This window comes from Roseovarius sp. M141 (genome assembly GCF_024355225.1).
Classification (GTDB): Bacteria; Pseudomonadota; Alphaproteobacteria; order Rhodobacterales; family Rhodobacteraceae; genus Roseovarius.
Map to the genome: position 1 here is coordinate 564660 of NZ_VCNH01000008.1, position 20043 is coordinate 584702.

20 protein-coding genes and 1 pseudogene are annotated in these 20043 nt (G+C 61.7%); 6 read left to right on the plus strand and 15 right to left on the minus strand.

What is annotated here, in order from left to right:
• Positions 1-6: 6 nt before the first annotated feature.
• Together FGD77_RS06880 and FGD77_RS06885 are read right to left on the minus strand one after the other, a co-directional pair.
• Positions 7-636, minus strand: a complete 630-nt coding sequence (locus FGD77_RS06880) for a hypothetical protein (protein WP_255007757.1) — start codon at positions 634-636, stop codon at positions 7-9.
• A gap of 12 nt (positions 637-648) precedes the next feature.
• Complete coding sequence (locus tag FGD77_RS06885; protein ID WP_255007759.1) at positions 649-1251, minus strand: LysE family translocator; 603 nt, start codon at positions 1249-1251, stop codon at positions 649-651.
• A 102-nt stretch (positions 1252-1353) separates the two neighbouring features.
• Here FGD77_RS06885 and zapE point away from each other — a divergent pair, with 102 nt between their 5' ends.
• The 5 genes from zapE to hemF all read left to right on the plus strand — a co-directional run bounded on the left by zapE (position 1354) and on the right by hemF (position 5608).
• The gene (zapE, locus tag FGD77_RS06890; protein ID WP_255007768.1) at positions 1354-2412 is read left to right on the plus strand and encodes a cell division protein ZapE; all 1059 of its coding nucleotides are present in this window, start codon (positions 1354-1356) and stop codon (positions 2410-2412) included.
• 107 nt (positions 2413-2519) lie between these two features.
• Positions 2520-2858, plus strand: coding sequence for an ATP-dependent Clp protease adapter ClpS (gene clpS, locus FGD77_RS06895; protein ID WP_255007769.1), 339 nt, complete (start codon positions 2520-2522; stop codon positions 2856-2858).
• Between the two features lie 7 nt (positions 2859-2865).
• Positions 2866-3855: a methyltransferase gene (locus FGD77_RS06900; protein ID WP_255007770.1), complete on the plus strand. Its 990-nt coding sequence runs from the start codon at positions 2866-2868 to the stop codon at positions 3853-3855.
• 33 nt (positions 3856-3888) lie between these two features.
• Entirely contained in the window at positions 3889-4689 is an 801-nt protein-coding gene (locus FGD77_RS06905) for an SDR family NAD(P)-dependent oxidoreductase (protein ID WP_255007771.1), read from the plus strand.
• Between the two features lie 28 nt (positions 4690-4717).
• The gene (gene hemF, locus FGD77_RS06910; protein WP_255007772.1) at positions 4718-5608 is read left to right on the plus strand and encodes an oxygen-dependent coproporphyrinogen oxidase; all 891 of its coding nucleotides are present in this window, start codon (positions 4718-4720) and stop codon (positions 5606-5608) included.
• A gap of 4 nt (positions 5609-5612) precedes the next feature.
• Here the strand turns inward: hemF and FGD77_RS06915 are convergent, their stop codons facing one another.
• The 6 genes from FGD77_RS06915 to FGD77_RS06940 form a co-directional block, all read right to left on the minus strand.
• Positions 5613-6632, minus strand: a complete 1020-nt coding sequence (locus tag FGD77_RS06915; RefSeq protein WP_255007773.1) for an endonuclease/exonuclease/phosphatase family protein — start codon at positions 6630-6632, stop codon at positions 5613-5615.
• Between the two features lie 29 nt (positions 6633-6661).
• Positions 6662-7498, minus strand: a complete 837-nt coding sequence (locus FGD77_RS06920; RefSeq protein WP_255007776.1) for a hypothetical protein — start codon at positions 7496-7498, stop codon at positions 6662-6664.
• A gap of 305 nt (positions 7499-7803) precedes the next feature.
• Complete coding sequence (gene leuD, locus FGD77_RS06925; RefSeq protein ID WP_255007777.1) at positions 7804-8409, minus strand: 3-isopropylmalate dehydratase small subunit; 606 nt, start codon at positions 8407-8409, stop codon at positions 7804-7806.
• Positions 8409-9812 (minus strand): 3-isopropylmalate dehydratase large subunit, encoded by a 1404-nt coding sequence (leuC, locus tag FGD77_RS06930; RefSeq protein ID WP_255007778.1) that lies wholly within the window; start codon positions 9810-9812, stop codon positions 8409-8411. The genes leuD and leuC overlap by 1 nt, the downstream gene beginning before the upstream one ends.
• Before the next feature lie 321 nt (positions 9813-10133).
• Complete coding sequence (locus FGD77_RS06935) at positions 10134-10835, minus strand: response regulator (protein ID WP_255007779.1); 702 nt, start codon at positions 10833-10835, stop codon at positions 10134-10136.
• Entirely contained in the window at positions 10835-11329 is a 495-nt protein-coding gene (locus tag FGD77_RS06940; protein WP_255007780.1) for a MarR family winged helix-turn-helix transcriptional regulator, read from the minus strand. The genes FGD77_RS06935 and FGD77_RS06940 overlap by 1 nt, the downstream gene beginning before the upstream one ends.
• Before the next feature lie 155 nt (positions 11330-11484).
• On the opposite strand from FGD77_RS06940, the gene FGD77_RS06945 reads away from it, so the two are divergent.
• Positions 11485-12351, plus strand: a complete 867-nt coding sequence (locus FGD77_RS06945; protein WP_255007781.1) for a branched-chain amino acid aminotransferase — start codon at positions 11485-11487, stop codon at positions 12349-12351.
• A gap of 76 nt (positions 12352-12427) precedes the next feature.
• On the opposite strand, the pseudogene FGD77_RS06950 reads toward FGD77_RS06945, so the two are convergent.
• The 7 genes and pseudogenes from FGD77_RS06950 to FGD77_RS06980 form a co-directional block, all read right to left on the minus strand.
• Positions 12428-13306, minus strand: a pseudogene (locus FGD77_RS06950) (ABC transporter permease); the annotation flags it as partial.
• 12 nt (positions 13307-13318) lie between these two features.
• Entirely contained in the window at positions 13319-14989 is a 1671-nt protein-coding gene (locus FGD77_RS06955) for an ABC transporter permease (RefSeq protein WP_255007785.1), read from the minus strand.
• A gap of 4 nt (positions 14990-14993) precedes the next feature.
• Entirely contained in the window at positions 14994-15281 is a 288-nt protein-coding gene (locus FGD77_RS06960; RefSeq protein WP_255007787.1) for a DUF1330 domain-containing protein, read from the minus strand.
• A gap of 96 nt (positions 15282-15377) precedes the next feature.
• On the minus strand, positions 15378-16490 hold the full coding sequence (locus FGD77_RS06965; protein WP_255007790.1) for an extracellular solute-binding protein: 1113 nt from the start codon (positions 16488-16490) through the stop codon (positions 15378-15380).
• A 107-nt stretch (positions 16491-16597) separates the two neighbouring features.
• Positions 16598-17698, minus strand: a complete 1101-nt coding sequence (locus tag FGD77_RS06970) for an ABC transporter ATP-binding protein (RefSeq protein ID WP_255007793.1) — start codon at positions 17696-17698, stop codon at positions 16598-16600.
• A gap of 333 nt (positions 17699-18031) precedes the next feature.
• Positions 18032-19402 (minus strand): aspartate aminotransferase family protein, encoded by a 1371-nt coding sequence (locus FGD77_RS06975; protein ID WP_255007796.1) that lies wholly within the window; start codon positions 19400-19402, stop codon positions 18032-18034.
• 119 nt (positions 19403-19521) lie between these two features.
• Positions 19522-19998, minus strand: coding sequence for an Lrp/AsnC family transcriptional regulator (locus FGD77_RS06980; RefSeq protein ID WP_255014124.1), 477 nt, complete (start codon positions 19996-19998; stop codon positions 19522-19524).
• Positions 19999-20043 lie beyond the last annotated feature (45 nt).

The following is a 20043-nucleotide window of genomic DNA, read 5'->3' on the forward strand; positions in this document are numbered from 1 at the left end:
ATGCAATCAGTTCGGCAGATCCAGCGCCGCGCGCAGGGCCAGTTCGGACGGGGCCAGCACCGGGATGCCAATGCCCGACAGCAGCGGCGCGGCGCCCGTCATCGACGCCTGCGCCAGCACGATACAGGCCGCACCGGGCGCGGCGCTCAGATTTTCGCGGATGGCGCTGGCGATGACGGCATGGAACGGCTGCACCTGCCCGGCCTCGAACAATGGCCAGAACTGCGCCAGCGACAGGGCATGCACGCGCGCCTTGTGACCCGCGCGCCCCAGCGCCGCATCCAGCAGCGCGGCGGAGGGCACCAGCGTGCTGTCCACGCAATAGGCCATGATGATATCGCCCTGCGCCCCTGCGGCAACCTGCGCCGCCTTGGCCATCATCGGCGCATCGATCCGCAGGATGCCCAGCCCCTCGGCCAGCGGCCCCAGCGTCGTGCAGGTGCACAAGACCGCGCCGGGGGCGGCGCGAACCGCCTGCGCGATCTCACCCTGCACACTGGCATCCGCGTCTTGCGCCCGGCTTAGCCAATCGGGTCGCACGACGTGGCGCAATTCTGCGCCCGGTGCGATCCGCACGGCCAGATCATCGAACGCGGCGCGATGCGCCTCGGCGGTGTGCAAAAGTGTCAGTGTCATGGCGGGCCCTTTTCAGGCGGGCCATAGCACAGGGATCATGGTCGCGACCAGAAGCACCGCCATCGTCCAGTTGAAAATGCGCAACCGCACCGGCGTGCTGAGCAGTCTGCGCATCTGCTGGCCCAGCGCGGTCCAGCTGGTGGTGCTGATGGTCGACACCGCGCAATAGGCGCCCGCCACCCACAGGATCGCCGACGGTTCGCGCCCGCCGGCATAAAGCGTGATCGCTGACAGCGCCATGAACCACGCCTTGGGGTTAACCCACTGGAACGCCGCGGCCTGAAGAAATGTCAGCGGCTTGCCGGTCTGGTCGGCGGCGGCGCGCGCGGGCGGCGCGGCGTGGGCGATCTTCCACGCCAGATACAGCAGATAGACGACGCTCAGCACCGTCAGAACGGTCTGCACGATGGGAAACGCCTCGAACACGCGGATCACGCCGACGCCGACCAGTGTGACCAGCACGGGCATACCCAGCCCGACACCAAACATATGGGGCACCGTCCGGCGAAAGCCGAAATTGGCGCCCGATGCCATCAGCATCAGGTTGTTCGGACCGGGGGTGATAACCCCGACAAAGCAAAAGGCGACCAGCGCAAAGAATATCTCAGGTGTCATGGTCGCAGTAATAGCGGGCAATTCAGGTATTGGAATCGCTTTTTGCAGCGACAGGGCACGCACCGCTTTTCAGCGCATCCCCCGCAGGCTATGCCTTGGGCCATGAAAACAATGCCAGACATCTACGCTGATATGGTTGCCGCCGGTACGTTGACCGCCGATCCCGCGCAGGAGGCCGTCCTGCCCGAGCTCGAGCGGATTCGCGTCGCGCTGGAGGCCGCGCAGCCCAAGGGATGGTTTCGCAAGTCACCGGACTCGCCCAAGGGGCTGTACATGTGGGGCGGCGTCGGGCGCGGCAAATCCATGCTGATGGACATGTTCGCCGCCTCGCTGGACGTGCCCAATCGTCGCGTGCATTTTCATGCCTTCATGCAGGAAATCCACTCGGGCATCCACGCCGCACGGCAAAAGGGCGCGCAGGATGCCGTCGCGCCGGTGGCCACGAAGGTGGCCGAGGATGTGCGCCTGCTGGCCTTTGATGAGATGCAGATTACCGACATCACCGATGCGATGATCGTCGGGCGCCTGTTTCAGGCGCTGTTCGATGCCGGAGTGGTGGTCATCACGACGTCCAACAGGGTGCCGGACGATCTGTACAAGGACGGGCTGAACCGGCAGCTGTTCCTGCCGTTCATCGATTTGCTGAAGCAGAACATGGTCGTGCATCACCTGACCTCGCCCACCGACTACCGGCAGGATCGCATCGCCGGCAACCCGACCTATTTCACCCCGGTTGACTTCACGGCCCGCGAGAAAATCGAAGATATCTGGCAGGGCCTGACCCACGGACAGGCGCAGCCCCATACCCTGACCGTGCAAAAGCGCCAGCTGGAAATCCCCGCCTTTCACAATGGCGTGGCGCGCGCGACGTTTTATCACCTGTGCGGGCGGATGCTGGGCCCTGCCGACTATCTGGCACTGGCAGAGGCCGCGCGCGTGCTGGTGCTGGAGGAGATTCCGCTGCTCAGCCGTCAGAACTTTAACGAGGCGAAACGGTTCGTCACCCTGATCGACGCGCTATACGAGGCACGCGTGCAACTGATTTGCAGCGCCGCCGCAAAGCCCGAATTCCTGTATGTCGAGGGCGAAGGCACCTTTGAATTCGAACGCACGGCCAGCCGCCTGCGCGAAATGCAGTCGGACGGATGGGGCCAGGCCTGATTGGCGAACGCGGCCCATGCAGGCTCCGCGCCACCCCCCTTTCAAATAACACCGTAAAGGCTATATACAGCGCCAGATACAAACTCGCTTTAAACGACGTGGACGACATGACCCTTCACCCGTGGACATTGACCGATAACGACGACGACGATTCCGACGCGTCGGTCGCGCTTGCCACACGGCCCAAGACCAAGCGGCCGCCGCTGTACAAGGTGCTGCTGCTGAACGACGATTACACCCCGATGGAGTTTGTCATCGCCGTGCTGGAACGGTTTTTCAACATGACCAGTGCGCAATCTTTCGAGATCATGCTGACCGTCCACAAAAAGGGCGTTGCCGTCGTCGGCGTGTTCAGCCACGAGATCGCAGAAACCAAGGTGGCACAGGTCATGGACTTTGCCCGCCGGCATCAACATCCGCTGCAATGCACGATGGAACGGGAATAGAATACACGTGACAGGTATCCGCTTATCTCTGGCGCTGGAGGGTGGTCTGACCCTTCCGGCCTCTGCACGAATCGCCGTATTCGCCCCGACGCCGGACAGCGATCTGTCGCCGCTGCCTGCCGATATGTGCCACGTCATCACCGGCAATAAACCGGCGCGCGATCACTTTGCCGCACTCGGCTATGCCTGCAATACCGCGCCGGAGGGGCGCTATGGTGTCGCGCTGATCTGCCTGCCCCGCGCCAAGGACCAGGCCCGCGCCCTGCTCGCCGACGCGGCAAGCGTCACGGACGGGCCTATCATCGTGGACGGGCTGAAAACCGACGGCATCGAATCGGCGCTCAAGGCCTGCCGCGCGCGCACCACCTGCCACGGCCCGATCAACAAGGCCCACGGCAAGCTGTTCTGGATGGACCCCGCGCCCCAGATGGACGATTGGCACCAAGGCCCGCCGCAGGACATCGGCGAGGGGTTCGTCACCGCGCCCGGCGTGTTTTCCGCGGACGGAATCGACCCGGCCTCGCGCGCGCTGGCCGATAATCTACCCGAAAAACTGGGCGCGCATGTGATTGATCTGGGCGCCGGCTGGGGCTACCTGGCGCGCCGCGCGCTGGAGCGCGACACGATCAAGCACATCGACCTGATCGAGGCGGACCATGCCGCGCTGGCCTGCGCCCGCCTGAACGTGACCGACACCCGCGCGCACCTCCATTGGGAGGACGCGCTGCGCTGGCGCCCCGACACCGGCGCCGATACCGTGCTGATGAACCCACCGTTCCACACCGGGCGCAGCGCCGATCCGGCACTGGGGCGCGCCTTCATTGCCGCCGCTGCCGAAATGCTGAAACCCTCCGGCCAGCTCTGGATGGTCGCCAACCGCCACCTGCCTTACGAACGGACGCTGGCGATCCACTTTGCCGACGTGGCCGAGGCGCCCGGCGGCAATACCCGTTTCAAACTGCTGCACGCGCGGCGGCCCCTGCGCAAGCCGCGCTAGGGCGCGGCGCGGCATCACTCCGAGGATACGCACATGTCATATTCAATCTCCGGCAAGACGGCCATCGTCACCGGCGGCGCCAACGGCATCGGGCTGGCCATCGGGCGACATCTGGCCGACAAGGGCGCGAACGTCATGTTCGCAGACATCGACGAAGAGGGGCTGACCGAACAGCTGGGCGAACAACCCGAAGACGGCCCGATCCGCTATTTTGCGGGCGATTTGCGGGAAAAACTGACGCTGGCCAACCTGCTTTCGGCCACGATAGACGCATTTGATTCGATCGACATCCTGATCAACGCGGCGCGGCAGGTCAGCGTATCGGACCCCCTGAACCCCGACGACGACGCCGTCGACATGCTGATCGAACAGAACCTGATGACGTCCCTACGCCTGAGCCAGCTGGTCGCCAAGCGCATGATCAAGCAATCCGAAGGCCTTGAGGAGCCCGCAGGCGGCGCCATCATCAATCTGTCGTCCATCGCGGCAGGGCGGGCGCATTCCGAACTGCTGGGCTACGCCATATCCTCGGCTGCGGTCGATCAGATGACCCGCTCGCTGGCGGTCGCGCTGGCCCCCTACCGGATTCGGGTCAACGCGCTGGCCTTCGGCTCGGTAATGAGCCGGTCCTTGCAGGAAACGCTCAAGGATCACGGCGACTACCGCACCGATATCGAACAGCACACGCCGCTGGGCCGCATCGCGTCGCCCAGCGAACTGGTCGAGGCTGTTCAGTTCCTCGCCAGTGACGGGGCCGGGTTCATGACAGGGCAGATCCTGACGCTGGACGGCGGGCGGTCCCTGGTCGATCCGGTCGAGTCATCGGCGCATTGACCCCCCAAGGCACCCAGCGAGGCACCTGATGAGCGACGATTTCACACCCCGAAAGGACCGCGCCGCCAGTTGGTTCCGCACGTTGCGCGATCAGATTGTCACCGCGTTCGAAGCGCTGGAGGACAGTCACGACACCGGCCCGCTCGTCGATGCCGCCCCCGGTCGGTTCGAGCTAAGCGACACCAAGCGCACCGCCGAGGATGGCAGCGACGCCGGCGGCGGCCTGATGAGCGTGATGCGCGACGGCCGCGTCTTTGAAAAGGTCGGCGTCAACGTGTCCGAAGTCTATGGCCAGCTCGGCCCCGCCGCGCAAAAGGCGATGGCCGCGCGCGGCGTGCCGGGAATGGACGACGACCCCAGCTTCTGGGCCAGCGGGATCAGTCTGGTCGCGCATATGCAAAACCCGCATTGCCCCGCCGTTCACATGAACACCCGCATGTTCTGGACGCCCCATGCGTGGTGGTTTGGTGGCGGCTCCGATCTGAACCCCTGCATTGAATACACCGATGATACGGCGCATTTCCACGATCAGCAAAGGCTGCATCTGGACCCGCACGGCGCCGACCATTACCCCCGCCTCAAGGCGTGGGCAGACGAGTATTTCTATATCCCCCACCGCCAGCGCGCGCGGGGTGTCGGCGGCATCTTCATGGACGATCAGAACTCCGGCGATTGGGAGGCGGATTTTGCCCTCACGCAGGACATCGGCCGCGCGTTCCTGCCCGCGTTTGTCCCGCTGATCGAGGCGCGCCGCATCCAGCCATGGACAGTGTCCGACAAGGACACGCAGCTGATCCATCGGGGACTCTATGCAGAATATAATCTGGTCTATGATCGCGGCACGAAGTTTGGCCTGGCCTCCGGGCATGACCCCGATGCCGTGCTGATGTCCCTGCCCCCGATGGCAAAATGGATATAGCAGGTCAGTCGATCTGTAGATCCACCCAGACCATCCGGTGCCGACTGGCGGCCTGCGAAATCCGCGCGGCTTCGCCTGCCATCGGCCAATGCACCCCCGACGCCGAGATCCTCCAGTCCCGCGACGGCAGAACATAACTGACGCGCATCTGCGGCGGCGCGACGCGCGGCCATTCCACCGTCGCCTCCGGCGGCGTGCCGGGCGGGACGCTATCGCGCAAGGGCACCGGGTCCGACAGGCGCAGATCGCCCAGAAGCCCCCTGATGCCGGCCTTTATCCCCTCGCTCTTGTGCGGGTCCTGATTGGCATGCCCCAGCAGGACGAACCGCCCGTCCGGCGCCGGGCCAAACGCGCCATCAAGATAGTACTGCCAGAACCGCAGCTGATCGTGATTGCGGCGCCCGTTGCGATCCTCCGGCCCGTCAAACACCGGCGCATTGGCGTGAAAGGCCAGCAGCGTGATTCGCCCGCTGTCATGCAGCACCGGCACAGCCCACTGCGCCACATCCGCCAAGCGCAGCACATTCTGCGCCTGTTCCGAAGGAAACGGCGCGCCATCGACAACCGGCAGCATTGCCTGCGGCAGGTCGCGCCACAAAATGCCGCTCATATCCTGCACGCGATCCGTATCGACCGGATAGCGCGACAGGATCGCCATGCCGCCCTGCCCTGAAAACGCACCATACCCCTGCGCATCCTCCGGTTCGCCCAACCGCCCGTCACCGTCCATATCGTGGCCCGTCGCCATGCCCGTGTTCGGCAACCGCGCAAAGACGGTGCCATAGCGCAAGCCCTGCGCCGCAATCAGATCGCGCAGCGCGGTCAGGGCGCGCAATTCCATATCGTAGTCGACGTTCTGAAGCAGCAGGATATCGGGCGCGACGCGGGCGATGATCTGCGCCACGGCCTCGGCCTGCGGATCGTCGCCGCGCAGGATATCGCGCAACAGCAGGCCCGGCCCGTCGCGTGACAGCTCGGCGTTCCATGTCGCAATTCGCAGCGTGTCAGCCCATGCCGGATACACCAGGCACAGCCAGACAAGGCACAGCGCGCCTAGACGATTTGCAACGCGTCCTCTGCCTTTGCATAGGCGCGCCGCCGCTTTGCGGCAATCAATTCGGCCACGCGGTGCATCGCAACGCCCCGCATGACCAGACCGGCAGGAATGAAGGCCCATGCGCAAATGATCCAGATCAGCATTTTGGAATCCAGCACCTTGCCGGACTCCAGCACCCCCGCCAAAACCGCGACAAGGACCGGAAGCAAGAATGGCATCGCAAATCCTAAGGAAACATTAACCAAAGCCTCGCGATTGAGCTTTTGCACGACATCAGCACCGCCGGTCGGATCAAAATGCGGCAGGTTCATCCAGACATTGAACGCCCCGTGCCGCGCAGGCCAGCCCAACAGCCGCACGATCAGCACGAAAACCACCAGCATGACCAAGGAGACCCCATAGCAGAGTCCAGCCGCCATCTCGGCGAAATCGGAAAACCCCGGCGGCGCATGCACCGGCACCAGCATCATGACCAACCGTACCGGCGAATATGGAAAATCCAATGCAGCGCGCGCCGCCCCGCCCAACTCCCCCAAAAGAACGGCGAGCGATCCCGGATCGTCCCCGCCCCGTGCGATGATCGACAGGCTGAGGACCGATACCGCGATGCCCGTAAACTTGATGCGATTGTAGGGCGCGGCGAACCGAAACTCCAGAATACTGGGCGATTGGGCCGTATATTCGACAAACACCAGTAGCCCAGCGATGAACGCGATCAGGATCATGATCGGGCTGGTATCCTGCGCGCCCGACGTCAGCAGGAGCGACGGCAGAACCACCAAAATGGCCACAAGAATTGCGCGCACTGACGCGCTGAATAGCTGAGCTATCACTGCCCGCTCCCTTCAACTTGGCCTGCCGCGATACGATGCCGCGCCGTTGTTCCAAACTGATCCCGCACTTATGGCGGTATGCCTCAATTAGGCCTTAATCTTGCCTTGTTTTGGAAAATGTCTCAAGAATTTGTGGCGTCTCACCATCAATCCAGCACGACAAGGGACAGTGACTGGTGCGCGATTGCATCAACTTCGGCGGCTGATTTGGCAGTGAATGTACCGACTACGACATATGGTTGCCCGGCCGCCATATGCCTCTAATTGGCAAAATCTGCCCGGGCGGATGGCCCGGGCAGATTGACTCAGACCCAAGGGCGCGTGGCGCCAACGCTGGATTCGAATGTGTCGATGGCCGTGGCCTTTTCCATGGTCAGACCGATATCGTCAAGGCCCTCCAGCAGGCAGTGCTTCTTGAAGGCGTCAACGTCGAACGAAATCACCTCCCCTTCGGATGTCGTGACGGTCTGCGCCTCCAGATCCACTTCGATCCGGGCATTCGCGCCTTTCTCGGCCTCGGCCATCAGGATATCGATCTGCTCCTGCGGCAGGGCGATAGGCAGGATGCCGTTCTTGAAACAGTTGTTGTGGAAAATATCGGCAAAGCTGGGCGCGATCACGCAGCGGATACCAAAATCCTTGATCGCCCAAGGCGCATGTTCGCGGCTGGACCCACAGCCGAAATTGTCGCCCGCGACAAGGATCTCGGCGTCGCGATAGGCGGGTTTGTTCAGCACGAAATCAGGGATCTCGCCCCCGTCATCATCATAGCGCATTTCGTCGAACAGGTTGACGCCAAGGCCCGACCGCTTGATCGTCTTGAGGAACTGCTTGGGGATGATCATGTCGGTATCGATGTTGATCATCGGCATGGGAGCGGCAATTCCGCTGATCTTGGTGAACTTTTCCATCACATCATCTCCCTTACGTCTGTCAGTCGGCCGGTCACTGCCGCCGCCGCTGCCATGGCGGGACTCATCAGGTGTGTGCGCCCGCCCCGGCCCTGACGGCCCTCGAAATTGCGGTTCGATGTCGCGGCGCAGCGCTCGCCCGGGCTTAGTTGATCGGGGTTCATCGCCAGGCACATGGAGCAACCGGCAAGGCGCCACTCGAAGCCCGCCTCGATGAAAATATCGGCCAGCCCCTCTTCCTCGGCCTGCGCCCGGACAAGGCCCGAGCCTGGAACGATCATGGCGCGCAGGCCCTCCTTGATCTTCTTGCCCTTCAGGATCGCCGCGACGGCGCGCAGATCCTCGATCCGGCCATTCGTGCAGGAGCCGATAAAGACGGTGTCGATCTCGACCTCGCTCAGCGGCATACCTGCGGTCAGGCCCATGTAGTCCAGCGACCGCTTGGCCGCGTCGACTTTGCCGCCGGTAAAATCACCGGGCGCGGGGACATTCGCGGTGATCGGCAGCACGTCCTCGGGGCTGGTGCCCCAAGTTACGACGGGCGCGATATCCTCGCCCTTCAGCGTCACGACCTTGTCCCAATGCGCATCGTCGTCCGAATAGAGCGTTTTCCACCAGGCCAGTGCGGCCTCCCACTGCGCGCCTTTGGGGGCGTGGGGGCGACCCATGCAGTATTCAAACGTCTTCTCGTCCGGCGCGATCAGACCGGCGCGTGCGCCGCCCTCGATCGCCATGTTGCAGACGGTCATACGCCCTTCCATCGATAGTTCGCGAATGGCCTCGCCGCAATACTCGATGACATAGCCGGTGCCGCCGGCGGTCCCGGTATGCCCGATAACACTGAGGGTGATATCCTTGGCGGTGACGCCCGGCGCCAGCTTGCCGGTGATCTCGACCTTCATGTTCTTGCCCTTGCGCTGGATCAGCGTCTGGGTGGCCAGCACATGTTCGACCTCCGACGTACCGATTCCATGCGCCAGCGCACCAAAGGCGCCATGCGTCGCGGTGTGGCTATCGCCGCACACGACCGTCATGCCGGGCAAGGTCCAGCCCTGCTCGGGGCCGACGATATGCACAATGCCCTGGCGGATGTCGGAGACGGGATAGTAGTGGATGCCAAAATCGGCGGCGTTCTTGTCCAGCGCCTCGACCTGAATCTTGCTCTCGGGGTTTTCGATCCCCTTGGCACGGTCCAGTGTGGTCGGCACATTGTGGTCCGGCACCGCAATCGTGCGTTCAGGCGCGCGCACGGTGCGGCCCGTCATGCGCAGCCCCTCGAAGGCCTGCGGGCTGGTCACCTCATGCACGAGGTGGCGGTCAATATAAAGAAGGCAGGTGCCATCATCGGCCTCGTGAACGAGGTGGGCATCCCAGATCTTGTCATAGAGCGTCTTGGGGGACATAGGTCCTCTCCCATATTGTCAGAATGGATTGACTATCGGCAGGCCAGAGCCTGTCATAGGTGCGCGAGCACCGACAGGGACGCACCGAAGAACCGCCAAGGAAGGCGAGAGCGGTCGTCGATGTCGAATATCTTTTTCATGCGGTTGAGATACTACCTGCAACCGCGTCTCGCAAGGGCCATGGCCCCGGCGGCTGTGACGTGGCGCCAGAAGAGATTTAATGCCTTCGGCGAGGATATTTGGAGCAAGAAGAACGGGCCGGGTCAGAGCATGAGATATACCGTGGCTTTTTCTTGATGAAAATACCCATGGCGCGCCGGATCAGTCAGGCGCCAACATGTATCCTTCGCCGCGCACCGTCTGAAGATAGCGCGGCTGTTTGGGGTCGGCCTCGATCTTGCGGCGCAAGCGGGTGATCTGGACGTCGATGGCGCGCTCCTGCGCCTGACCCCGGTCGCGACCCAGATCCTCGACCAGCCTGGCGCGGCTGACGGGCTGGCGCAGGTTTTGCGAAAAGAGGCGCATCAGCTGCACTTCGGTTGCCGTAAGGCGAATGGGCGCGCCATGTTGTGTCAGTTCAGACCGCTCCATATCGTACCGGACCGGTCCGAGGTTAAGGATCTTGGGAGCGGCGCCCTCTGGCTCGGCTTCGGGCATGCGGCGCAGGATGGCATTGATCCGCAGCAGCAGCTCCTTTGGTTCAAACGGTTTGACAAGATAATCGTCCGCCCCCGCCTCCAGACCGGTGATGCGGTCGCTGGTCTCGCCCCGTGCGGTCAACAGAAGGATCGGGGTGTTCAGCGTGGTGCGCAGCGCGCGCGTCAACGCGACGCCATCCTCGCCGGGCATCATCACGTCCAGTACGATCAGATCGAATTCCAACCCCGCCAAAACCCGCCTCGCGTGGGCCGCATCCCGTGCCACCGACACAAGGAACCCGTGCCGGGCAAGAAATTTGCGCAAAAGGCCGCGAATGCGTTCATCGTCGTCGACGATCAGAAGATGGGGGGCTGGATCGCTCATCAATGGGTTCCTCGCAGCGTTTGGTAGCGGCGGCGCACCTCCGGGTCCATCATCGCCTCCAGCACCTGACGAAACCCCGATACGGCATCCGGGCCGGCGGCGCGGTAGGCCGCCCGCAGACGCACCCGCTGCGCGTCGCTCAATTGGCGTTCCACTGACTGGCCCGCCTCGGTCAGGTGAAGATTGCGCTCGCGCTTGTCAGACGCGCCAACGCGACTTTCGACCAGACCGTCTTCTACCAGCGTGCGCAAGACGCGGTTCAGCGACTGCTTGGTCACGTCCAGAATGTTCAGAAGGTTGCTCACGGTCGTTCCCGGCTTGCGCGCTATGAAGTGAACCGCGCGGTGATGCGCGCGCCCGTAGGCCATTGTTGCCAGTATACGGTCGGGATCGGTGGTAAAGCTCTGATGGGCGAAAAACATCGCCTCGATCCCCTGCTGCAATTGCTCGTCCGTCAGAAACAGCAGCGTCCCGCCGCCTTGCACCTCTGCCATGTGTCGCCACCCCTACAGCATTTGACCACAACTTACGTCAGCTTTATTGACTTTCCAAGTTTCAACTGGTAGCGAATCGCAGTTTTTGGTGAAATTAACGTCCGTTTCGGTCGTATTTTACGCAACAAATGCGAATTTCTACTTGGAGACTGGCAATGGCTAGCTATGACGACCGCGACGGCAAGATATGGATGGACGGCAAGATGGTCGATTGGCGTGATGCCAACGTCCACATCCTGTCACACGCAATGCACTACGCCAGCTCGGTATTCGAGGGCGAGCGCGCCTACAGCGGCAAGATCTTCAAGAGCCGCCAGCACTCGGAACGGCTGCATTATTCGGCGGGCGAGCTGGATTTCGTGATCCCCTATACCGTGGACGAAATCGAGGCGGCCAAGGCCGAGGTCCTGAAAATCGCCGGACTGACTGACGCCTATCTGCGCTGCATCGCATGGCGCGGAGCCGGCCCTGACATGGGCGTCGCCAGTTCGCGCAATCCCGTGCATCTGGCCATCGCGGCGTGGGAATGGGGCGCCTATTACGGCGACGCCAAGGCCAAGGGCGCCAAGCTGGACATCTCGAAATGGAAACGCCCCAGCCCCGAGACGATCCCGGTTCATGCCAAGGCGGCCGGCCTCTACATGATCTGCACCACGTCCAAACACGCGGCCGAGGCCAAGGGATGCTCGGACGCGTTGTTCATGGATTATCGCGGCTATGTCGCCGAAGCGACGGGCGCCAACATCTTCTTTGTGAGGGGCGGCGAGGTGCATACGCCACTGGCCGACTGTTTCCTCAACGGGCTGACGCGGCAGACCGTCATCGCAATGCTGAAAGAGCGTGATGTCGTCGTGCACGAGCGTCATATCATGCCGGATGAGATGGAAGGGTTCGAGCAGTGTTTCCTGACCGGTACCGCCGCCGAGGTGACGCCGGTTGGCATGATCGGCGACTATACGTTTGAGGTGGGCGCGCTGACGCGCGACATCGGCGCCGCCTATGAGGAGCTAGTGCGCAGCTAAGCTGCGCCGCCGGTCAAACACCACCAAAGGGGCGCTTCGATTGAAGCGCCCCTTTTTTCATGAATGGTCTACCGCGTTAACCCGGTGACATGCCGCGCAACCGCTCGGACCGGCGGCGGAGCAGTTCGAGCGTGGTCAGCAGCAGTACCGAAATCCCGACGAGGATTGTCGCGACGGCAAGGATGGTTGGCGAAATCTGCTCGCGCAGGCCGGTGAACATCTGCCATGGCAATGTTTTCTGGCTGGCCGATCCGACGAACAGCACGACGACCACCTCGTCAAACGATGTGATGAAAGCAAACAAGCCACCCGAAATCACGCCCGGCAGGATCAGCGGCATCTGCACCCTGAAAAACGTCGTCACCGGGTTCGCGCCCATATTCGCCGCTGCGCGTGTCAGCGAACGGTCAAAGCCGACCAGCGTCGCAGTGACCGTGATGATGACGAACGGGATACCCAGCACCGCGTGGGCCAGCACAACCTTGATATAGCCGACCAGATTCTTGTCCAGACCGACAGAGTTTTCCATGAAGTTGCCGATCTTCGAGTAGAAGAAGAACATGCCCGTGGCGGAAATGATCAGCGGCACGATCATCGGCGAAATCAGAATGGCCATGATTGCCCGACGGAACGGCACATGGGATTGCGACAGACCGATGGCGGCCAGCGTACCCAGAGTGACCGAAATCAGCGTGGCGATCGGCGCGATGATCAGTGAGTTCTTGAAGCTTCGCTGCCATTCGTTGTTGCTAAAGAAATCGCGGTAATGCTTTAGCGAATACCCTTCGGGATCAAAGCTGAGCATCTCGGGCGTGAAGGTAAAGAAGTTCTCCGCGTTGAACGACAGCGGAATGACCACAAGGATCGGCGTGATCAGAAAGATGAAGATCAGCGCACAAATCACCCGGAAGGCATAATACCAGACGCGTTGGCCGAACGTGGCGTAGATTGGAAGGCTCATATCGCGTTACCCCAGTTTCACGTTGTCGATGCCGACGATCTTGTCATAGCACCAGTAGAGCGCCAGCACGACGACCAGCAGGATAGTGCCCAATGCCGCGGCAAGGCCCCAGTTCAGGCTGGACGAGATGTGATAAGCGATCCGGTTCGAGATAAAGACACCCTTGGTGCCGCCGACGATCTCGGGCGTGATGTAGTAGCCGATCGACAGGATAAAGACCAGGATCGACCCCGCGCCAATGCCCGGAATGGACTGCGGGAAATAGACCCGCCAGAAGGCGGTCCAGTTGGTCGCTCCCAGTGATTTCGCGGCGCGCAGATAGCTGGGGTTGATCGTCTGCATGACCGAATACATCGGCAGGATCATGAAGGGCAGCAGGATATGCGTCATCGCCGTGATCGTGCCGATCTGGTTGTTGATCAGCACCAGCCGGTCATTGTCGGCGACCAGACCGATCCAGACCAGCACATCATTAACCACGCCGTTTTGTTGCAGCATCACCTTCCACGCCGACGTGCGCACCAGAAGCGATGTCCAGAACGGCAGCAGCACCAGCATCATCAGGATGTTTGCCTTGCGCATCGGCAGATTGGCCAGCAACCATGCGACCGGATAGCCCAGCAGGATGCACGCGCCCATGATGGTCAGCGACATGATGATTGTGCGAATGAACAGCTGGATCAGGACGCGCTTGTTTTCGGGCTGAACGGCAGCGCCCTCGGGCGTTTTCTGCATGTCGATGGCGTTCAGGAAATAGCCTGACGTGTACGGCCCGCTATGCGTTTGAATGATGCGCCACGTCTCAACCTTGGCCCAGTTTCGATCGACGTCTTCGAAGATCTGGGTGTAATTCGGTGCAGTCAGCCCGGCAGTCGCGAGCGCCGCCAAAGCGTCCTTTTGCGGGCCGTTATAGGCTGCCAGATCATCCACGAAACCGGGACGCGTCACGTCCTGCACAAGCGCCAGATAGAGGGACTCCATCGGCTTTGTTTTTTCGACGACCCTATTGTCGACCAGCCCGGTGATCACGCCGAACGAAGTATAGACCCTTGCGGCAAGCGGCAGCAATGCCGACGCTTCGGCCGAGGGCGCAAAATTCATCTCGCCGGTCGGCGGCTCATCGGCCAGCCAGCGGATCCGCTTTTCCTGCGCCGACAGTAGGGCATCATCAACCGCGACACCTTCGGCGGCGTTGAAAATCTCGTAATAGGTCTCGCGCTCGCCCCAGCGCGGGTCGATCTCTTCCAGCGTGTCCTGCGCGTCCTTGCCCGGATCGTCCAGCTTGCGGCCCGCCTGACGGAACAGGGACGACATGCCGCTGGCCTCGTAATTCAAACGCGAGCCAAGTCGGGTGTGCCTCTTCATCTCAGCGGCAAGGAAGAGGTCGAAATACATGTCGCGGAACACTGGTTCAGGCGGCAACTCATCGCTTGCGCCATCCCATTTTCCCAGCTCTTCCACCGTGTAGGGCAGCGTATTTTCGACGATCTGGTTTTCGACCGATCGGAACAGCATGTCACCGATGGGCAGGATAAAGGAAATCAGGACAAAGATCAGCAGCGGCGCGATGAGCGCCAGCGCTCGCATTTTCTGTACGCGCAAGGCGCGGGAAAGGCTCCGCTTTAGCGGGGTTCCGTCGGCGGCCAGGACCGGCGCGTTTGTGGCGGTATCGCTCATGTGTTCAGGTCCCTTCGACCAGGATGATCACGCTGTCGGCCGTGCGCCGGCGGATGTCGGCAACGGCTTGATATTCGGGGTCGTTATAGGCGTCTTGCGCCGCCGCGTAGCTGGGAAACTCGATCACAACATGCCGCTTCAGCGTCTCGCCCTCGCAGGTCTGGGACTGGCCACCGCGCACGATGAACCGCCCCCCGTGCTTGGCCAAAATCGGCGTGTCCCGCTCCACGTATTCTGCATACGCATCGGGATCGTTTACCGTGATATGTCCGATCAGATACCCTTTGGGCATAAGCGCTTCGTCCCCGTTTGGTGCGTGCGGCCCGTACATTGCGGGCCGCACTTTTATTTGCCCAAGGCAGGCGACTACGCCCGCCTCAGACCTGTCTTATTGTGCCAACCACGCCTGGAATTTGGTGTCGATGTCGTCGCGGTAATCAGCCCAGAACACGAAGTTCGGCTGAAGCACGTTGCCAGCGTTGGAAGGGTCGGTTGGCATGTGCGGCGCCATGTCGATGCCCAGATCGGCATGCTGCCCGACCAGCGGTGCAGAGGAGGCGCGTGCAGGACCGTACGAGATGTACTTTGCCTGATCGGCCAGATGCTGGGTGTCGGTGGTGGTCTTAACAAAGTCCATCACACGCGCCAGACGCTCTTCGGACAGGCCCGTGGGAATGATCCAGCCGTCAAAGTCATAAACCTGACCATCCCAAAGCATCGCAACGGGCTGCTTTTGCTCTTCGATCACGCTGAACAGGCGACCGTTATAAGTGGATCCGATAAAGACTTCGCCATCCGCCAGAAGCTGGGGTGTGTCGGCGCCTGCGGACCACCAGACAACGCTGTCCTTGATCGTTGCCAGCTTGTCCAGCGCCTGCTGCTGACCTTCGGGGGTGGCCAGAACGTCATAGACATCCTCATTGGCCACGCCGTCACACATCAGCGCCCATTCCATGTTGTTGATCGGGCGCTTTTCCAGCGAACGCTTGCCGGGATATGTCTCAAGGTCGAACACGTCGCACAGCTTGCTGGGCGGCTCGGTGCCTTCGGGGACCATGTCGGTGCGATAGCCGAAGGTGATCGAATAGACGATCTGCGGGATAAAGCAGTCGGACACGATGACTTCGCCGAAATCCTCGGTCGCTGTCGAGCCGTCGTCGCCGTCGGCCAGCATCTCATCGTGGTCGATTTCCATCGCCAGACCTTCGTCGCACAGGCGCATCGCATCGGCACCGACAACGTCAACCAGATCCCATGTGATGTTGTCGGCCTCGTTCTGGGCGCGCAGCTTGGCGACCGCCTCGTTCGAGCTTTCGTCCCAGGAAATGCTGACCCCGGGATTGGCCTCTTTATAAGGCTCTGCATAGGCTTTTTTCTGGCTGTCCTGATAGGCACCGCCCCAGGACACGATTGTCATAGAATCGGCCATTTCCTGCGCCGACGCCATGCTGGCCGCAGCGGTCAGCGCTGTCGATGCCATCAATGTTGTAGTAAATTTCATCATCTTCTCCCTTGGTATCCCGTCATTTGTTTTTAGGGGGGCCGCCACGGGTCAGGCAGCTGGTCCCGCTTTGCATCGGGCCGGTGAGGGCCACGATATTCCCATCGTCATGCATCCAGCGCGCGACAGTCCTGCGGCAGCCAGCCGATTTCCAACTGCTCGCCCGGTTGCAGACGTTTTTGATCGGGCGCATTGCGGGTCTTGACGATAAAATCGTCATTCCCGGCAACGCGCAGGCGTGTGCGGAAGATGTCGCCCATATAGACGAATTCCAGCACCTCGGCCTTGAGCGTGTGAACGCCCGGCTGCAGGCGCTTCTTGTCGAATTCCACCCGTTCGGGACGGATTGAAACTTGCGTGCGCTGGCCGACCTCGCTGACGTTGACCGGCTTGCAATCGATCAGATCGCCATTGTCCAACTCGACCAGGGCCAGATCGCCCTTGATCTCCTTCACGACGCCCTGAAGCGTATTGTTTTCGCCAATGAACTGCGCGACGAAGCTGTTTTCGGGCTTCTCGTACAGGGCATCAGGCGCCGCAATCTGCTGAATCCGGCCATCGTCGAACACCGCGACGCGGTCCGACATCGTCAGCGCCTCGGTCTGGTCGTGGGTGACGTAGACCGTGGTGATGCCCAACTGGTGGGCCAGATGCGTGATTTCGAACTGCATTTTTTCGCGCAGCTGTTTGTCCAGCGCGCCCAGCGGTTCGTCCATCAGGACCAGCTCGGGTTCGAACACCAGCGCGCGGGCCAGTGCGACGCGCTGTTGCTGGCCGCCCGATAGCTGCGCGGGACGGCGACCGCCAAATTTGCCCATCTCGACCATGTCGAGCGCGCGTTTGACCTTCTTTTCACGCTCGTCCTTGCCGATCTTGCGCACTTCCAACGGAAAGGACAGGTTTTCGGCAATGGTCATGTGCGGGAACAGGGCATAGTTCTGGAAAACCATACCGATGCCACGCTTGTGTGGGGGAATGTTGTTGATGGACGTGCCGCCAAGGCGAATATCGCCATGTGTTGCCGTCTCAAACCCGGCCAGCATCATCAGGCAGGTCGTCTTGCCCGACCCCGAGGGGCCCAACATCGTCAGGAATTCACCCTTGGGAACTGACAGGTTCAAATCCTTGACGACCAGCGTTTCCCCATCATAGCTTTTTTGCACACGCTCGAATTCGACGAACGCATCGCGACTGTGCGACTCGGCCAAATGAGTCTCCCCGTTGTTTATTGTTATTCGCGATCAAGCCGCGTTGAAGGCAGACTAAACCGCCTTATACACCGTAATGCAACCATTATGCGTCACTTTTTCGGCATATTGCGGCACCCGGCAGTCGAGTTTGCAGCCTTACCCAAAGTAAACCAAGCCGATCGCGCCACCAGCAAAGCATCGGGAAAACGGCAGCTCCATGCTGAGCCATGTGACCGGGTCGAGAACGTACCGCCAATGCCGAGCAATCTCCATTAGAGGGCCGGCTTACGCGCCAGTTGATGAGGGGTCTGCACAGGCGGCAGGCCCCTCATCACACTTACGGGCAAATCCTCAGCCCAGCACGGCGTTGACCGCCTGGACCGTCTTGCTGACCACCTCGTCGGCCTCGGCGCGGGTCAGGCAGAAGGGCGGGGCAAAGCCCAGGATGTCGCCCTGCGGCATCGCCCGCCCGATCACACCGCGCGCGCCCAGCGCTGCGGTGACCTGCGGGCCGATCTTGTCGGCGGCATCAAAGAATACACGGTCGTCGCGATGCTTCACGAACTCGACCGCGCACATCATCCCCTCGCCGCGAATATCGCCGACATTCGGGTGATCGCCCAGCGCATCGCGCATCGCGGTGTTCAGATAGCTGCCGACCTCGCGGTTGTTCTGGATCAGGTCCAGATCGTCCAGCAGCTTGAGGTTGGCAACGCCCGCCGCGGCCCCGATGGGGTGCGCCGAATAGGTCCAGCCATGGCCGATCGGGCCGTTTTCGTCGGTGCCCTGCTCCAGCACCTTCCACATCCTGTCCGAAACGATGCTGCCCGACAGGGGCGCATAGGCGCTGGTCAGGCCCTTCGCGATGGTGATCAGGTCCGGTTTCATGCCGTAGTGATCAGACCCGAACATGCTGCCCAGACGGCCAAAGCCGGTGACGACCTCATCGGCAATCAGCAGGATGTCATGCTTGTCCAGCACCTTCTGAATCGCGGGCCAGTAGCCTGCGGGCGGCGGCACCAGACCGCCGGTGCCCAGCACAGGCTCGCCGATGAAACCGGCAATTTTATCGGCGCCCTCTGCCTCGATCAGCTCTTCCAGCTTTTGCACGCAATGGGCGACGAACTGCTCTTCGGTCATGTCCAGATCATCACGGCGGTAATAATACGGCGCCTCGGTATGAATGACCTGTTCCAACGGCAGATCGAACTTCTTGTGAAACAGTTCCAGCCCGGTCAGCGAGCCTGTCATCAGGCCCGAGCCGTGATAGCCACGCCAGCGGCTGATGATCTTCTTCTTCTCGGGGCGGCCGAGAATGTTGTTGTAATACCAGACCAGCTTGATGTTGGTCTCGTTGGCGTCCGAGCCTGACAGCCCAAAATAGACCTTGGACATGTGATCGGGCGCCCGGTCCAGCACCATCTTGGCCAGCGTGATCGCCACCTCGGTGCCGTGGCCGACATAGGCGTGGTAATAGGCCAGTTCATGCGCCTGCTTGGCGATCGCCTCGGCAATTTCGGTCCGGCCATAGCCGACGTTCACGCAATAGAGACCGGCAAAGGCATCCAGATGGCGGTTCCCCTCGCGATCCTCGATATGGCAATCCTTGGCGCCGGAAATGATCCGGCTTTGCACTTCGCCGCGCGCGAACTGCGCCAGATGCGTGGAGGGGTGGAAGAAATTATCGCGGTCCCATTCGGCCAGCTGATCGTTTCTGAGCATTTGGGTGTCTCCTTGAATTGAGGGCGCGCGGAATCGGCGCACGTCTTGGCACGGAAAATGCCGCAAATAATGCAGGGTGTGTAACCGAAATGACGGGGCCTTGCAGAAGAATCTTCTGCCTACTTGCCCAACAGCGCGGCGAAGGGCGGCACGGGGCTGTCCTTGACCGTCTTGGTCACGACATAAGTGAAATACCGCGCCAGCCCGATTCCGGCGTCCAGCATGTCGTCCAGCAGCGCCTGATAGCTTTCGATATCGCGCGCCACGATATGCAGCAGATAATCATACCCGCCGCCCAGCGCCCAGCATCCCGTCACCTGATCATAGCGCCCCATCGCCGCCTCGAAGCGGCGAAAGGCGGCGGCGGTGTGGTCGGTCAGCTCGACCGTGACAAAGACCGTCACATGCGGGCCGATCTTTTTCAGCGCGATGCGCGCGTGGATGCCTTCGATCACGCCGGCATCCTGTAGCTTGCGCACCCGCTCCCAGCAGGGGCTGGCGGACAAGCCGACGGCTGCGGCCAAATCGGCATTGGTCATCCGGCCATTGGCGGCCAGCGCGCGCAGGATATCCAGATCACGGGCGTCGAGGCGGATCATGTGTTGGCTCGCAGACAGGTGGTCATGTCGGCCACCTTTGAG

Bases quoted from the DNA above. Each gene is read 5' to 3' on its own strand.
- FGD77_RS06880 (WP_255007757.1), bottom strand. From the start codon at position 636: ATGACACTGACACTTTTGCACACCGCCGAGGCGCATCGCGCCGCGTTC.
- FGD77_RS06885 (WP_255007759.1), bottom strand. From the start codon at position 1,251: ATGACACCTGAGATATTCTTTGCGCTGGTCGCCTTTTGCTTTGTCGGG.
- zapE (WP_255007768.1), top strand. From the start codon at position 1,354: ATGAAAACAATGCCAGACATCTACGCTGATATGGTTGCCGCCGGTACG.
- clpS (WP_255007769.1), top strand. From the start codon at position 2,520: ATGACCCTTCACCCGTGGACATTGACCGATAACGACGACGACGATTCC.
- FGD77_RS06905 (WP_255007771.1), top strand. From the start codon at position 3,889: ATGTCATATTCAATCTCCGGCAAGACGGCCATCGTCACCGGCGGCGCC.
- hemF (WP_255007772.1), top strand. From the start codon at position 4,718: ATGAGCGACGATTTCACACCCCGAAAGGACCGCGCCGCCAGTTGGTTC.
- leuD (WP_255007777.1), bottom strand. From the start codon at position 8,409: ATGGAAAAGTTCACCAAGATCAGCGGAATTGCCGCTCCCATGCCGATG.
- leuC (WP_255007778.1), bottom strand. From the start codon at position 9,812: ATGTCCCCCAAGACGCTCTATGACAAGATCTGGGATGCCCACCTCGTT.
- FGD77_RS06935 (WP_255007779.1), bottom strand. From the start codon at position 10,835: ATGAGCGATCCAGCCCCCCATCTTCTGATCGTCGACGACGATGAACGC.
- FGD77_RS06940 (WP_255007780.1), bottom strand. From the start codon at position 11,329: ATGGCAGAGGTGCAAGGCGGCGGGACGCTGCTGTTTCTGACGGACGAG.
- FGD77_RS06945 (WP_255007781.1), top strand. From the start codon at position 11,485: ATGGCTAGCTATGACGACCGCGACGGCAAGATATGGATGGACGGCAAG.
- FGD77_RS06955 (WP_255007785.1), bottom strand. From the start codon at position 14,989: ATGAGCGATACCGCCACAAACGCGCCGGTCCTGGCCGCCGACGGAACC.
- FGD77_RS06960 (WP_255007787.1), bottom strand. From the start codon at position 15,281: ATGCCCAAAGGGTATCTGATCGGACATATCACGGTAAACGATCCCGAT.
- FGD77_RS06965 (WP_255007790.1), bottom strand. From the start codon at position 16,490: ATGAAATTTACTACAACATTGATGGCATCGACAGCGCTGACCGCTGCG.
- FGD77_RS06975 (WP_255007796.1), bottom strand. From the start codon at position 19,402: ATGCTCAGAAACGATCAGCTGGCCGAATGGGACCGCGATAATTTCTTC.